Origin of the sequence: Paenibacillus sp. MABNR03, assembly GCF_050455445.1 — a bacterium.
Lineage (GTDB): Bacteria > Bacillota > Bacilli > Paenibacillales > Paenibacillaceae > Paenibacillus > Paenibacillus xylanilyticus.
The window spans coordinates 145,964-160,566 of the sequence record NZ_JBCIYR010000002.1 but is presented as its reverse complement, the minus strand read 5'-3'; the positions used below and the strand labels follow the sequence as shown (position 1 = coordinate 160,566).

The 14,603-nt window shown below is 48.6% G+C and carries 13 protein-coding genes; 5 read left to right on the top strand and 8 right to left on the bottom strand.

The annotated features are described in order from the left end of the window. Positions 1-21: 21 nt before the first annotated feature. The 5 genes from AAIH57_RS09460 to AAIH57_RS09440 form a co-directional block, all read right to left on the bottom strand. Entirely contained in the window at positions 22-621 is a 600-nt protein-coding gene (locus AAIH57_RS09460) for a TetR/AcrR family transcriptional regulator (protein WP_175397746.1), read from the bottom strand. A 114-nt stretch (positions 622-735) separates the two neighbouring features. Further along, positions 736-1,881: a S1C family serine protease gene (locus tag AAIH57_RS09455; protein ID WP_175397747.1), complete on the bottom strand. Its 1,146-nt coding sequence runs from the start codon at positions 1,879-1,881 to the stop codon at positions 736-738. Positions 1,882-1,895: 14 nt separating this feature from the next. Beyond that, entirely contained in the window at positions 1,896-3,140 is a 1,245-nt protein-coding gene (locus AAIH57_RS09450; RefSeq protein ID WP_430021448.1) for an FxLYD domain-containing protein, read from the bottom strand. Positions 3,141-3,335: 195 nt separating this feature from the next. Continuing rightward, positions 3,336-3,755 (bottom strand): VOC family protein, encoded by a 420-nt coding sequence (locus AAIH57_RS09445; RefSeq protein ID WP_175397811.1) that lies wholly within the window; start codon positions 3,753-3,755, stop codon positions 3,336-3,338. Positions 3,756-3,832: 77 nt separating this feature from the next. Beyond that, positions 3,833-5,950, bottom strand: coding sequence for a penicillin-binding transpeptidase domain-containing protein (locus AAIH57_RS09440; protein WP_430021447.1), 2,118 nt, complete (start codon positions 5,948-5,950; stop codon positions 3,833-3,835). Positions 5,951-6,098: 148 nt separating this feature from the next. On the opposite strand from AAIH57_RS09440, the gene AAIH57_RS09435 reads away from it, so the two are divergent. From AAIH57_RS09435 to AAIH57_RS09415, 5 genes are all read left to right on the top strand, one after another. After that, a complete protein-coding gene (locus AAIH57_RS09435; protein WP_095288594.1) occupies positions 6,099-6,503 on the top strand; it encodes a CBS domain-containing protein in 405 nt (134 codons plus the stop codon). A 360-nt stretch (positions 6,504-6,863) separates the two neighbouring features. Next, on the top strand, positions 6,864-9,140 hold the full coding sequence (locus tag AAIH57_RS09430; RefSeq protein WP_175397750.1) for a glycosyltransferase: 2,277 nt from the start codon (positions 6,864-6,866) through the stop codon (positions 9,138-9,140). Positions 9,141-9,158: 18 nt separating this feature from the next. Continuing rightward, entirely contained in the window at positions 9,159-10,316 is a 1,158-nt protein-coding gene (locus tag AAIH57_RS09425) for a hypothetical protein (protein WP_430021446.1), read from the top strand. Positions 10,317-10,424: 108 nt separating this feature from the next. Further along, positions 10,425-11,846 (top strand): MBOAT family O-acyltransferase, encoded by a 1,422-nt coding sequence (locus AAIH57_RS09420; RefSeq protein WP_430021445.1) that lies wholly within the window; start codon positions 10,425-10,427, stop codon positions 11,844-11,846. A gap of 16 nt (positions 11,847-11,862) precedes the next feature. Next, positions 11,863-13,074 (top strand): alginate O-acetyltransferase AlgX-related protein, encoded by a 1,212-nt coding sequence (locus AAIH57_RS09415; RefSeq protein ID WP_430021444.1) that lies wholly within the window; start codon positions 11,863-11,865, stop codon positions 13,072-13,074. Positions 13,075-13,319: 245 nt separating this feature from the next. On the opposite strand, the gene AAIH57_RS09410 is transcribed toward AAIH57_RS09415, so the two are convergent. Genes AAIH57_RS09410 through AAIH57_RS09400 form a run of 3 tightly spaced genes read right to left on the bottom strand, consistent with a single transcriptional unit; the run spans position 13,320 to position 14,563 of the window. After that, on the bottom strand, positions 13,320-13,766 hold the full coding sequence (locus AAIH57_RS09410; RefSeq protein WP_430021443.1) for a hypothetical protein: 447 nt from the start codon (positions 13,764-13,766) through the stop codon (positions 13,320-13,322). Then, entirely contained in the window at positions 13,763-14,212 is a 450-nt protein-coding gene (locus tag AAIH57_RS09405; RefSeq protein ID WP_430021442.1) for an SMI1/KNR4 family protein, read from the bottom strand. Before AAIH57_RS09405 ends, AAIH57_RS09410 begins: the two co-directional genes overlap by 4 nt. A gap of 18 nt (positions 14,213-14,230) precedes the next feature. Next, a complete protein-coding gene (locus AAIH57_RS09400) occupies positions 14,231-14,563 on the bottom strand; it encodes a GyrI-like domain-containing protein (protein WP_430021441.1) in 333 nt (110 codons plus the stop codon). Positions 14,564-14,603 lie beyond the last annotated feature (40 nt).

Genomic DNA, 14,603 nt, shown 5'->3' with positions numbered 1-14,603 from the left:
TTTCTTAGTAATTTTTCAATCTCATTCCTTGCTTTTGGCGATCCCGTGCAGAAATACATTCGCCGCCTGGCGGTACAACGCCACAGCCTCCTCGGGCTTCATCCCGCGAGATAACTGGCTGAGTCCAATAATGGTACTTTCCAAAATCAGCGCCAGGTGATCAACATTGTCTTCCTTGAACTCTCCACTCTCAATGCCCTGCTGCACCAATTGTCTATTGAATTGAATATGCCGCTCAAACATCAATGCGATTCGTTCCTCAATATCGTTCTCTTTCTTTTCGCCGGTGAAGAATTCATCAGCTGCCTTGGTCAGCGGATGGTTCATGTCATCCAGGACAAGCTGTTCCGTTAGTCCATAGATCTTCTCGGTAGAGGTCTTGTACAGATGTTCCTTGGAAGCCCAGTTCTCTTCCCACTCCCGATCCCACTCATCAATTAGATAGAGAAACAGACCTTCCTTGCTTTTAAAATGGTAATAAATATTCCCCTTGCTGCTGCCTGTGGCAGCCACAATATCTTCAATGGATGTGGCTTTATAGCCTTTTTGTACAAAAAGGGCTCTGGAGGCATCCGCAAGTTTCTTCTTGGTCTGCTCGGTTTGCAGTTGCTTCTTGTTCATTCCATCACTCTCTTCCTTACATACTGAACATTCGTTCTGTATTTTAACAGATCGCTGGTAATTTGGCAATCAAAAAGGAGAATGGACGCGATGCCGATTCTCCTTTTGATTTTATTATTTCATCTTTTTGCCTTGACCATGCAATATTTTCAACTGGCCATTCTCATAACCGACCTGGTACGTCACCTTATATTTCGTGGTCACATATTCGCCGTCCCTTCGCTCATCCGCTGTAATGGTCGCCGTGACTTCCAACTCATCATTCCCTTTATCGGTGGAAGAAATTCCGCTAATGGTCACGTAGCTTGTATTCAGGTATCCTTCTCGGAATTTGGCATAACTCGTACCACTCTGCCATTCGCTGCCCAGCAGTGCATAAGCGGTAACATAATCACTTTGGTTCAGACTCAGATAGAAATTGGTCACCAACCCCTCTGCCTCGGCAGAAATACCACTTGTTCCGGTGTTACCACCTGTCGTCTGAACCACCGTTGTAGCGTTCGGCTTCTCGGACCATGCCTGCACCTGCTTCAGCACACTGGTGATCGGAATGCTGAAACCAATGCCGCCCTCCTGCTCCACGACAGCCGAATTAATGCCAAGAACTTCGCCCGTCTCCGCGTGGATCAATGGTCCACCGCTGTTGCCGTGGGTAATGGGAGCCGAGATCTGATATAGATTACTGTAAATGTACGGCGGAATCTCGAAGCTGCGGCCCACACCGCTAATAATGCCTGTCGTCACTGTGTTCTCCAGCCCCAGCGGACTGCCCAGTGCCAATACCTCGTCTCCGGTCTCGGCTTTAGCTTTGGCGATGGTCAGGGGCGTAAGCTTTTTTAGATCCGGAACTCTGACGACAGCCACATCTGTCTCTTCCCCGATTCCAATTACCGTCCCTTTGTATTCCTCATGGTTAAGCGTGCGGACCGTCACTTCTTTTGAACCTTCCACCACATGCGCATTGGTGATGACGTCGCCCTTGTCATTGTAGAGAAAACCGGAACCCAATCCACTGCTGCTCTCAATCGTAACCACTTTCTTCTGACTTTCCTCAATAATCTGTTTGCGCGTCTTCTTCACTTTGGTACCGGAAGCCGTCTTCGCTGCCGTCGTTTCCGTTTCCTTTGCAGCCACTACAGCCAGTCTGGGCCCGCCCTGCAGCTGATCCTCCGAATGCTGATGTATCCAGAACACGCCTCCTGCCCCGGCACCAATAATGATGGCACAGGATATGATCGTACTCCATGTTCGTTTGCTCATTCCAACCTGTCCTCCTATTCCAGATACCACGTTGCATTCACAACAGAAACTTGCGCTTCCTCGTACACACCATAATAGTAGGTTTCAAAAAAGCCTTCTTCGCCAACTTCCAGCCAGCTTGGATATACATCGACATAGGTCTGCCCCAGATAGGTGCCATCTGTTCCATAGATATCGACCATAACCGTAACGGATGAGATCGGTCTCGTCGCATTGTTCACGATTGAACCACTGATGTACAGGTCACCGTAGTTATCGAGTGCTGCATCCACGTTCACGACGCTTACGGCAGCCGTCCGGTTTTTCAAATCTTCTTCCGCGGCTTGCTGCTCAGCCAGTTGGATTCGTTCAGCTTCCGCTTTCTCAAACGCTTTTTTCTCACTCAGCACCCGCTCACGATATGCTGTCAGTTTGTTATCCTCCGGCGCATAGGACAGCCCCTGGTCTACGGTTAACAGCGCAGCGGCAAAATCTTTTTTCTTCACTTGCTGCTCGGCTTGTTTGTAACTAATGCCCGCCAACTTGTCGGTAATTTGTTTCTGGACGGCCTGGGCTTCGCTGCCTTTCAGCTTTGATACCGTATCCAGTTTCTCGGCCAGGGCCTCTACCGTTGTCAAACTATCAATTTCTTTCTTCACCTTCAATACAGCAAGTGTAACCTTCCGGTTACTTAACGCAGTGCGTACCTTGGCAAAAACGGGTTCCTCTCGCTCTTTCAGTTCTTTCGCAACCGCTTGAATCGTTTTATCCCCTGCGGACAGTTTGCCTGTCTTCAGACTCGCAGCAGCCTCGTTTAACTGATTCATCAGATTGAAGGCTTTCGCCGTAATTTGACGATCCTGCACCAGCGCATCGTAATTCGGTCGTTTGGCAATGGCTGCGTCCAGCAGCTGAAGGGCTTCTGTATATTTCCCGTCCAGTGCAGCCTTTTCGGCCTGTTGATGCAGTGACTGCACCTCTGCATTCACACTGCTCTCCTGGTTGTAGTAATACGTCAGTAGAGCACCCATCACCGCTGCCAGCAGCAGTGGGATGATCCAGCTGAAGGCTCGGCCCGGCCTTTTGTTGTTCGGCATAGGCGCAGGTTGCTGCTGCCTCGATAACGAATGGGCTGTGTCTCCCGTTCCCGTTTCCAGACCAACTGCCGTTTCGGCCCAGATCTGTTCCTCTGTAGAGCTTGCATCTTTTAGTTTCGTTCTACACTTTCTGCATGTGCTGTCCCCTGGACTGCTTTTGGTCCCACATACGTGACAATACACCTTGATCCCTCCATCAAAAAGAACGTATGTATGTTTGCTGTTTTTACACGAATCGACATTTATCATATAGCAAAAAGGTAAAATACACCATATGTTATCCGGATATAAATTGTGCCTTTCGATTTTATATAAATAGGACAAAAAACCTCCCTACTATATAGTAGGAAGGTGCTGGCTATTAATTCATGTTCTACTCTACTCTTGAGCCGGAAAGCTGCTGAGGTCCATATAGGAAACTTCCCAGAGGTGATCATCGGGATCCTGAAAACTCCATCCATACATGAATCCATGATCCTGCGGATCATTGTACGGCTTGCCGCCTGCATCCAGGGCAGCTTGTACGATGGTATCCACTTCTTCGCGGCTATCCACCGATAAGGCTACAATCACTTCTGCCGTATTCGCCGCATTCGAGATTTCCTTGTTAATAAAGGATTGAAACCGTTCCTCCACCAGCAGCATGGCATAAATATTTTCCCCAATGATCATGCAGGTAGCAGACTCGTCTGTAAAATTCGCATTGAACTCAAATCCTACTTTGGTAAAAAACTCCACCGACTTCTTCAAATCCTTAACGGGCAAATTGACAAAAATCTGCTTGGCGCGAACAGCCACCATCGACCACCTCAATCCAATAGAGTAGATTCTACCACAAAATAACATTCCGAACAGGGCCTGTCAATGCAAAGGTTTTACGGAGTAGATTCCAGCTGCTTCAGGAAAGGCTTGAGCTTATCCACCACATAGTGGCTGCCTCCCCGACCGTTCACGCCTTCAATGACCGCCGAGATCAGGAAGCTGGGCGCTTGTGTATCGAACACGACGACAAATCCGTTCTCCAGTCCCTGTTCACCCTTTTTCGCCTTCAGCTCGGCTGTTCCCGTCTTGGCTGCCAAATCCCCCGGAAGCGAGTTCAACGCATGAGCCGTTCCTCCTGAACGGGAAACAACCTGGCCGAGTGCATCCTTAACCGTATTCGCAGCATCCGGGGTGATGATAACCTCTGGCTCGGAGGTTTCCTTTCCCTCGATCAGAACAGGCTTCACCATTTTTCCTTCATTAATAAAAGGAGTGAATGACGACGCCAGATGAATCGGCGACATCAGCATTTCTCCCTGCCCATAGGATGTGTCTGCAAGAAGCACCTCGGAAGCCAGGTCCAAATTCGCTTCGTTGGCATACTGGCTCGGCTTCAAATATAATTCGTCCAGGCCAAGGTTATCTCCAAAACCAAACTTCTGTATGCCCTCAATAAACCGTTTGCTGCCCATCTCCAGAGCCTCTTGGGCAAAATAAATGTTATCCGAATAGACAAGTGCATCAACCATATTTACCGGGGTTAGACTCTTCACTCGCTTGACGTAGTAACCTCCCCAGCTCTCATCTTTGCGCCACTGCAAACCGGATATATCATGGGTTTTATCCGCTGTTGTGACCTTCTCCATTAATCCCGCTGCTGCTGTAATCGCTTTGAATGTTGAACCGGGTGCATACCGATTAGTGAATCGATTGATAAATGGAAGCTGTTCATCCGCAGAATACGCATCCCACTCCGCTTGAGTGAGTCCGGTAACCATCTTGTTCGGATTGTAGGCGGGTGCACTTGCCAGAGCCAGCAGGTTGCCATCGGTCGGATTCATGAGCACTGCCGCTCCGGCATCTCCGCCACTCGATAACGCCTTATACAGTTCCGACTGCGTTTCCGCGCTGATGGTTAATTGTATTTTTTGACCGTTTACCGCATCCTTGCGGATGAGTTCCGAGTGGACTTTTCCAGCTTCGTCCGTGATCTCAATTACGCCCCCGCGCTCGCCGCGGAGCTGCTTCTCCAGCGACTGCTCCAGTCCCGCTCTTCCGATCCAATCTTCAGCACGGTAATATCCTTCCGTATCCTTCTCCAGATCTTCCTGAGTGACCTTGCGCACATAGCCAATCAGATGTGCAGCCGATTCACCAAGCGGATAGTAGCGGATTTCCTTGGACTGTAACTTTACTCCACTGAATTGTTCAGGGATGTCAGACTCCTCTGTTGAACTAATGGGAACAAAATACTCCGGCTTCACCCATTTTTGCGACAAGGCATTGTTGATGACATCTTCTGATACCTTGTAATGCTTCGCAACTTGCACAATCATGGCCTCCGGATTGTCACCAAGCTTCTCGGGCACAATGCCCCACTCGTTCACTGTGCCCTTGGTAGCAAGCGGCAGACCATCCCGATCCACAATATCTCCGCGTTCTGGCAAGAGTGTCCTTACTCTGACTTTGCTTCCTTTAATCATGTCGCTCAGGATCATCGAAGGCTGCCAGTTAATTCGCCACACTTTGCTGCCGTCTTCCGTTTCCTGCCGGACAAGCTTCAGTGTCTGTGTCTCGTTCACTTCTCCTAGGAAGGTCGTTAACTGAAGATTGTAATCCACTTCATAGGCATCCGGATTCTGTTCCGGCTTGGCTGTGTTCTGCTCTCCGCTGCCCTTGTTTTCTGCTGCACTGCTATCTGCCGTCGCCTCAGACACCTTCGGTTTCACTTCTGCCTTGATCGCCGATACCTCCATACCCGAATAGATGGCACTATACTTTTCGATAAACTGTTCCCGGTCCATGCCGGACTCATCCAGTGAAGCAGGCGTCATCAACGTATACAGCTGATCAAATTCCTGCTTCTGCAAATGCTCTATGTATTGATCTACGGTTGCCTCTGGCTTCGCTTCCTCTGCTTTGCTGCTCTGCATGTATAAATATGCCCCAATTCCGCCAGCAAACAGAAGGGGGAGCAGTCCATATATGATTTTGCGTTTTGACTTTTTCATGGTCAGATCACCTCTAATATATACTATAGATTTCCAGAGCCCCTAAAACAATGGAACAAATCTGACGAATTTATCATTAAAAATAGCCGAATGCTCACATAATATGTTTAAATAAGGAGAGTGAAATTACAGGCAAAGGAGCCCGATGATGGAAATCAGCTATTTTTTACTCCCCAAAGACGAAGTGGCTTATATCAAGTCCTCCGCTTCCATGAAGGAAGCGCTCGAACAGCTTGAAGCACAGCATTATACCGCCATTCCCGTGATTGACCAGGACGGAAAATATGTTGCTACCCTGTCCGAAGGCGATTTGTTATGGAAAATGCGGAGCACCCCCGGACTGACTTTTGATAACATGGATCAGGTTCAGGTGCATGAGATTAGCAACCGGGTATATAATGAATGCGTCTTCATCAAAGCAGAAATGGAGGATATGCTGACACTTGCAGCGGACCAGAATTTCGTGCCTGTTGTGGACGTGGACCGCGTCTTTCTTGGCATTATCCGCCGTAAGGATATTATTGAGTATTACACACGCAATATCTCTGATTAGTGGAATGGGACATACACCACCTGTGGTCAGATCGATGAAAAAAAGTGAGCGCCCTTGCTCGCTTTTTTTGTTGCCAAAAAAACCTCCTTATATCGTCCAACCACCTTCTCTTCTGCCTACTTGTTTCCCTTATAACTTTATATAAGAAGTAAAAATTCATTGCGCATTATTCGACAAATAACTACAATAATTATCAATATACGACATAATCAGAGGTATAAATCGTGTTTTATCGTGCCTTACACGGGGTGGGTCCTACGGTTTTTTTTCAGAATTTGTTCAGAATGCTTTAGTACAATGAGCACATCTTAATTTTTTTAGTGCAGATTTATTTCAGAAACATCAGAGAGAGGTATTCCATTGAATTATTTAAGTACACGCAACAAGATTTTGGTCACGGCTACGGTGATCATGTCTTGTATTTACGTCATTTGGCGTACGTTCTTCACGATTCCTTTCGGCCATGGCCCTCTCGCCGTGACCGCCGGTCTTGCCCTCCTTATTGTCGAACTCATCGGCATGTTTGAACTGGCCGTCCACTTTTATAATATGACCCGGCTTGAGTATCCCGAGCTTCCGGTGGTAGACAAGGCGTTATACCCGGATGTGGATGTCTTTATTGCGACCTACAATGAACCAACATCCCTTCTCTTCAAAACGATTAACGGCTGTCTCAATATGGATTATCCGGACCGTTCCAAAGTACATATTCATTTGTGTGACGATTCCAATCGTCCCGAGATGCGGGAGCTGGCCGCCCATCTGGGCATCAACTACCTGACCCGGTCAGAACACAAACACGCCAAGGCTGGTAATCTGAACAACGCCATGAAACATACTTCTTCCCCCCTGATCGTCACCTTTGATGCCGACATGATTCCGAAGCATGATTTTCTGACGTCCTGTGTTCCGTATTTTCTGACAGGAGAAAAGATCGGTTTCGTGCAGACACCGCAAAGTTTCTACAATCCCGATCAATTCCAGTACAATCTCTACTCCGAGAACCGGATTCCGAATGAGCAGGATTATTTCTACCGTGACGTACAGGTGGGACGCAACAAATCCAATTCCGTGATCTACGGCGGGACCAATACCGTTCTCTCCAGACAGGCACTGGAAGACGTAGGCGGCTTCTATACAGGTTCCATTACAGAGGACTTTGCAACAGGCATTGAAATGCAGAGCAAAGGGTATCGCTGCTTCGCAACCAACAAGGTACTCGCATCCGGACTTGCCCCAGGCGATCTGAAGAGCCTGATCAAGCAGCGTCAGCGCTGGGCACGCGGTTGTATCCAGACAGGCAAGAAGATGAATCTGCTGTTCAAGAGAGGCTTAAGTTTTGCTCAGAAATTAAACTATATCTCTTCGATTACCTACTGGTATTCTGGACTGAAGAGATTGCTGTATATCATGTCACCCATTCTGTTTGCCGTCTTCGGCATTCTTGTCGTGAAATGTACGATACTTGAAATTTTGATATTTTGGCTGCCGATGTATTTACTGACCAATACCTGTCTGCGCATGCTGTCAGGCAATATTCGAACCACCAAATGGACCAATGTCTATGAAACCATTCTGTTCCCGTCCCTGCTGCCAGCCGTCATTCTGGAGACGCTTGGCATCACAATGAACAAATTCGTCGTGACCCGCAAAGATGGTGCGCAAAATGATGACCGGAACTACCAGATCAAACAGATGATTCCCCATCTGATCCTGGCCGTGCTGTCCATCATTGGTATTGTAAACTGCATTCACTGGACGTTCAGTCAGGGCACGATTGGTTTCCTTGTGGTGCTGTACTGGCTGTTGATCAACTTCTACAACATCATGATGTCCATCTTCTTCCTCGCCGGGCGCAAAGTATTCCGCAACCACGAGCGTTCACTCGCTTCTGTGGACTGCATGATTACGACCGAAGGGGAGACGATCTCCTGCCTTACGCATGATCTGTCGGAAGGCGGAATATCCGTGATGCTGGATAAGCCGAAATACATTCCAAGCGATGTTGAGGTCAGCATCAGGCTAGTTAACGATCGATATACGAGTGAGTTTACAGGCAAGGTCGCTCACGTGGCATCCATCGGCAATCGCTGGAAGTATGCTTTTATCATCAAGGACATTACAGAAGAGCAGCAGCGTCAGCTGCTTCACATGATCTATGACCGCGAGCCTACGCTTCCCCAGAAGCTGGACAAGGATATTAGCACGTTTGAGGACATTCGCCTGAATTTTGTACGCCGGGGGCAGAGTGAGTTCTTGTCCAACCGGAAGCTGGCACGTATTGGGCTGAACCGTACGGTGAACACATCCACGCATGGAGCAGTTACCCTGCTCGATTTTAACTATGAATATGTTCTGCTGGAGACGTCCCGCCATGATCTGGCTTATGAGATGAACCTTTCTCTTGCCGAGGACCTGACGCTGGAGTGTATATGGGTGCAGTCCTTGCGCAACAAACGCGGCAATCTCTACCGGGTAACCAACATCGGGGACATTGCACGCAACCATCAAATGGAGGCACTAGAGGCTTTGCTTACACAGTGGAACAGTGAGCAGCGGCAACCTGGCCGTCCAAACGTCACAGCGAAAGACAAACACTTCTCGGATGATGAACTCAACGAGATGGCTTATTTATAGAGCGGAGGCAAGCAACACATGATCAAGAAGTGGAAAAAACGGATACTTATCGCCAGTCTCGCCGTGTTATGGAGCCTGCTTCCGGTGCAGGCTGTTCAAGCCAAACAGCTTCATCTGAGCGGGAATACCATCCGTGAATGGAATAATGGGACCCAAGTGAACGCCAGGGTCGACAAAACCGGAAGCCTGCAGATCAGCACCTCTACGCAGGGACTCAAAAAAGGCTATTATTCCGCCTACGTCTATGAATTGCGGAACAGAGATTGGTCCAGGTACGGTGCAATGACCTTCTCCATCCGCAATGAATCGGATCAGACTTTACCCTTAAATGTCGTATTTACCCGAGCAGATCAGAGTTCTGTTACGGTATCGGACGATCGGAATGTCATTGTGATTCCCAAGGCGACCAAGGAAGCTGCCTTGGTTCATCCGGTTGCAGGTCTGATCCAACTGGAGCCGGGATTTGTCGGACAGATCCGCATCCCCTTTTCCAGTCTGATGGTTCAGGACAAGGCCAAGACGACTGGCCAGGTGAAGCTGGGCAAAATCACCGGTTGGGGCATCTCGACGACGACCACCGAGAATGCCAAACTGAACTTCCGGGTCGGAAACATCAAGCCTGTATCCCAAAAGCAAGCCGCTGTGGAGAATGACTTAACCACACTTCAGATTACGGGAGACGAGCGGATGGTAAGGCCGGAAGTCGGTGAATCCATTGCTCAATACGACGTACGATCTTCATCAAGCAAAGAGGTACAGAACGTTTCATTTCGGTTGGACAGCCCTGTGCAGGGAGCAACCATTACACCTGATGGTTTGCTTACGCTTCAGACTGCCGTTCAACCTGAAAGTCTGACCATACGTGCACTCGTGGATGGAAAATGGAACCTGGCTTATCCTGTTATCTTGGACAATTCTACGGCCATGAATGTTCAGGAGAAGGATGGAACGAAGCGCTCCATTCCGTCTCCTGATCAGGTAACCAAGGTGTTAACCCCCTCCAATCCGCTAATGAAGCCATGGGTGGAATGGCTTATCCGCATTGTCGTGACGGCAGCCGGAATCATTACGCTTGCTGCCTACTGGCTGTGGCGGAAGGGCAGGAACACACCTCGTGCCCAAAAAAGGCGTGCCCGCCGTGCTCAGCGCCGGGCGAGACGTCCATTCAGCATGTAAGGCTGAACTCCGGCAGGCTGGACCACATCCCTGGATGCAGGTACCGCCTGTCTTTCTTTAGCCTGGACACATGCTGCATTCTTATATGATCCTCAAGGAGGAAAGGCAGTGCTCTTTTCCAGTGTAGTCTTTTTATTTTACTTTCTCCCGCTTGTTCTGGGGCTCTATTACGTACTGAAATTCTCGGTTACGCTCAAAAACATGCTGCTTCTAGTCGCCAGTCTGTTCTTCTATGCTTGGGGTGAACCCTGGTTCGTCCTGATCATGCTGGCCTCGATCGTTTTCAACTATGTCTTCGCTCTGCTTGTGGACAAGTTCAGGGAACGGCGCAATGCAGCCTACACCATCATTACGATGATGTTGATCGTCAACCTCGGCATGCTGTTTGTGTTCAAATACCTGGCCTTTGCGCTGCGCATCGTGAACGAGAATACGGGCTTCGGACTCAGCATTCCGAACATCGCCCTGCCGCTGGGCATCTCATTCTTCACCTTCCACGGCATTTCCTACGTGATTGACGTTTATCGTGGACACGGGGCTGTTCAGAAAAATCTCTTTTACGTTGCATTGTATATCTCCTTCTTTCCTCAGCTCGTTGCCGGACCGATTCTGCGGTACAACACGATTGCGGATCAGATGGTGAATCGCAAAGAGAGCTGGGACAAGTTCGCGGTAGGCTGCTGCAGGTTCATTGTGGGCTTGGGCAAAAAGGTGCTGCTATCCAATAGCATGGCGATCGTCGCCGATCATATCTTCAGCATGGGAGGCACATCCGAAGTGTCCTCCAGTTTGGCGTGGCTTGGGGCGATTGCCTATACACTGCAGATTTATTTTGACTTCTCGGGGTATTCCGATATGGCCATTGGTCTGGCATTGATGTTCGGCTTCAAGTTTGAAGAGAATTTTAGATATCCGTACATCTCCAGATCCATCACCGAATTCTGGCGCCGCTGGCATATCTCGCTCGGTACCTGGTTCAAGGAATATGTATACTTCCCGCTGGGCGGTTCCCGTGTCACCAACAAGGATAAAATGATTCGCAACCTGTTGGTCGTCTGGGGACTTACCGGCGTATGGCATGGTGCGGAGTGGACATTTGTGGTGTGGGGATTAATTAACTTTGCGTTCATCGCGCTGGAGAAGATCTTCAACTTTGACAAAGGAACACGCTTCATCCCGCTAAGGCATCTCTATGCCATGTTTATTGTCGTCATCGGCTGGGTCATCTTCCGTTCACCGGATCTCCTGCAGGCGGGTCACTATCTGGGCAATATGTTTGGACTGTACGGCAATGGGTTCTGGAGTGATACAACCTGGATGTTCCTCAAGGAATATGCATTCTTCTTCATTCTGGGCATTCTGTTCTGCATGCCGATCGCCACCCGGATGAACAAATTGATGGTCGATGGCGCCCGTTTCCGCAAACCGCTGGAGCTGGTTTATCCGCTGACAATCATTCTATTGTTCCTGGTCTGCGTATCGTATCTGGTCAAGGGTACGTACAATCCGTTTATCTATTTTAATTTCTGAGAGAAGGCACACAAGCATGCATAACTTTCTTGGCAAAAAGAGAATCACCGCTTTCCTCTTCATTCTCGTGCTGGTGACGCTCTCTGTTCTAAATATGATTCAGTCCTTCGGACCAATCAAACAAACGCTGACATCCAGAGATTACGATATTTCTGAAACCAAAGGACTGATCCACCAGCTGGATGCGGACATTAATGAACATGTCTTCGAAAAGTTCGGCTTCGTGGAAGCCTATGGATACTTGCAGTCCCTCATGTGGAAAAGTGAGGAGAACAACTTCGAGGTCGTGAAAGACATGGAGGGCAAGCTGCACTATACCTATTTTGCCAACGGTCCAACGTATACGAAAGACTTGTCCGACCGGGTTGCTGCGCTTGGAGCGCATCTGGCTCCTCAAACCAAGCTGACCTACGTCATGACTCCGGACAAATACGTACGTGGATATACTACCTTCCCGGAAGGCATTCCGTACAACTATAACAACGAGACTGCCGACGGCTTTCTTGCCAATCTGAAGCAGGATGGGATCGATACACTTGACCTGCGTGAAGGCTTGCTGGAGAGCGGCATTCCGGCGAAGGATCTCTTTTTTACAACGGACCATCACTGGAAAATCAAGACGGCGTTCTGGGCCTTCGGCCAGCTCGTGAATCATCTGGATGGCATGTACGCCAAGCCGTTGTACCCGGATCATTATTATACGGATATCCATAACTACAATGTGATTCCATATGAAGATATCTTTATCGGATCTCAGGGCCGCAAAGCCGGTAAATACTTCGCGGGTGCAGATGATTTCGATCTGATCTACCCGAAATTCAAGACGAACTATTCGTTCTACTTCAAGACAGGCGAGACGGAAGCTGCACTGAACGGGCGCTTCGAGGATGCGCTGCTCACCACGTATCCGCTCAATGTGCAAGGAGCTACCTATGATCTGACCGCAGATAAGTACTTCACGTACCTGTACGGGAATCAGGGGATTGTTCATGTCGTGAACAAGGACAATCCGGACGGACTGAAAGTCATGTTCATCAAGGACTCGCTCGCCGTGCCAATGATCTCCTTCCTGTCCACTGTTGTGTCCGAGATTTACGTGATTGATCCGAGGTATTACACCGGGGACATCATGGATTTTGCCAGTAAAACCGAGCTGGATCACGTCTTTGTGTCGATATCACCACAGGATCTTGTAGAAGAATTTTTCCCTTATGGGGCGAAAAATTAAGCCAGTGAAAGATCATATTTTACCACTGCGGTTGTAGAACAATCTTCCGATCACTGTTATCCCCAGATTTCCTTGATTCTTTTATTAAAGGAAGAAATCCGGTGATAAAGGTGAACGCTTCGCTTCTTCAGATTATTTCTACCCCCTCCGTTCCAGTATGATCTTGAAAAATAAAAGAAGGGTAACCCAAAGCCAATAATGTTTTGGCAGACAGGGTACCCTTTTCTTTTTGTGATCCAGTAGAATCAGTTTCGTTCACGCTTCATCTTCTGTTCCTTGTAATAGTGCAGCACGTCAGGCGGGCAGCCTTGAAATGAGCGTTCCTTGCCGTACTCATAGGCGCGATGCAGGTAAGAATACGCCTCATCATGCTGTTCCAGTCTCATGCAGATGGTACCCAGCTCAATGAGCGGACCCGTATCGATATCCGAACCTCGGGTTTGCAGTGATATTTCCGCCCAGGGCTTCGCCAGCGCATACTGCCCCAAGTCCATATGTGCATTCGCGTGACAGGAAGCAATCCAGCTGGCTATTTCCCAGTCTGTCTTCGGCTCGGGTAACATGCCCCAGGCTTGATCATAATAGATCAGGGCCTGTTCATGCTGCTGCGTTTCATCCAGAACGTTGCCTGCCTCAACCATTTCAATAATCTGTTGCTCCAATTCGGGATGTTCAGGCTTCAATTCTTTCATGATGCCTTCTCCTCCTCCAGTTGAAAATACCATTCCAGAAATGTATTAAAATCAGGCCATTGCGGGCTGCCCTCGCCGCGCAGGAAGCGTTCGATCGACTCACCAAGCTCCACCAGAACCACTTCTCCAGTCTGCCGATTATAAAAGAATCCGCCTTCCCCTTCGAAGCTGTCCAGCGGTATGTAAGCTTCAGGCAATCCCAGCGTGAGCTGAGCCACCGTCATATCTTCCAAATACACGGTATTTTCCATAACCCAGCAGATCTGATAAATCTCCTGATGCCTGCTGTAAAAGGTGGGACCATCATCTGCATGCAGATAAAACTGTGCAAAATCAGACTGAAGGTCAATATTCAGTTTCTGTAATGCTTCTTCATACTCCTTGGGCACATCTTTATGCCACCAGCCTTGGTTCTGGCAATGTTCAATCACTTTACTCGATAACATATGAATCCTCCTAATGAACTAAATAGGTTTAACCGGTATCCACACTTGAGGTCGTTCACCTTGACCCCTGTACACTTCGAGCTTCGGAATTCCCGCATGCTTGTAAGAGGTATTAGGGAACCACTCGCTCATAATATATTTCCACAATTGCTGTATCGCTTCCGGAGCCAACTCATCGGCTTCAAACACCGTCCATTGGGCTGCCGGAATTTCGATGGAGAACAAACCTAACCTGGAATCAACCAGCTGAGAATAACAACTGATCAAACGCGCTTCTTCATACAGCATATACAAAAAGGTATTCTCTTCCGCTCGGGCGTTGCGCATCAGCTCCTGGAGCGAATGTTCCATATCGTTATACCTCCGCTGTGTTGTACTACAGTTACTGTAT

Excerpts from the sequence above, each read along its gene's own strand:
- AAIH57_RS09405 (WP_430021442.1), bottom strand. The coding sequence starts at position 14,212 with ATGTTATCGAGTAAAGTGATTGAACATTGCCAGAACCAAGGCTGGTGG.
- AAIH57_RS09410 (WP_430021443.1), bottom strand. The coding sequence starts at position 13,766 with ATGAAAGAATTGAAGCCTGAACATCCCGAATTGGAGCAACAGATTATT.
- AAIH57_RS09415 (WP_430021444.1), top strand. The coding sequence starts at position 11,863 with ATGCATAACTTTCTTGGCAAAAAGAGAATCACCGCTTTCCTCTTCATT.
- AAIH57_RS09440 (WP_430021447.1), bottom strand. The coding sequence starts at position 5,950 with ATGAAAAAGTCAAAACGCAAAATCATATATGGACTGCTCCCCCTTCTG.
- AAIH57_RS09400 (WP_430021441.1), bottom strand. The coding sequence starts at position 14,563 with ATGGAACATTCGCTCCAGGAGCTGATGCGCAACGCCCGAGCGGAAGAG.
- AAIH57_RS09460 (WP_175397746.1), bottom strand. The coding sequence starts at position 621 with ATGAACAAGAAGCAACTGCAAACCGAGCAGACCAAGAAGAAACTTGCG.
- AAIH57_RS09435 (WP_095288594.1), top strand. The coding sequence starts at position 6,099 with ATGGAAATCAGCTATTTTTTACTCCCCAAAGACGAAGTGGCTTATATC.
- AAIH57_RS09425 (WP_430021446.1), top strand. The coding sequence starts at position 9,159 with ATGATCAAGAAGTGGAAAAAACGGATACTTATCGCCAGTCTCGCCGTG.
- AAIH57_RS09455 (WP_175397747.1), bottom strand. The coding sequence starts at position 1,881 with ATGAGCAAACGAACATGGAGTACGATCATATCCTGTGCCATCATTATT.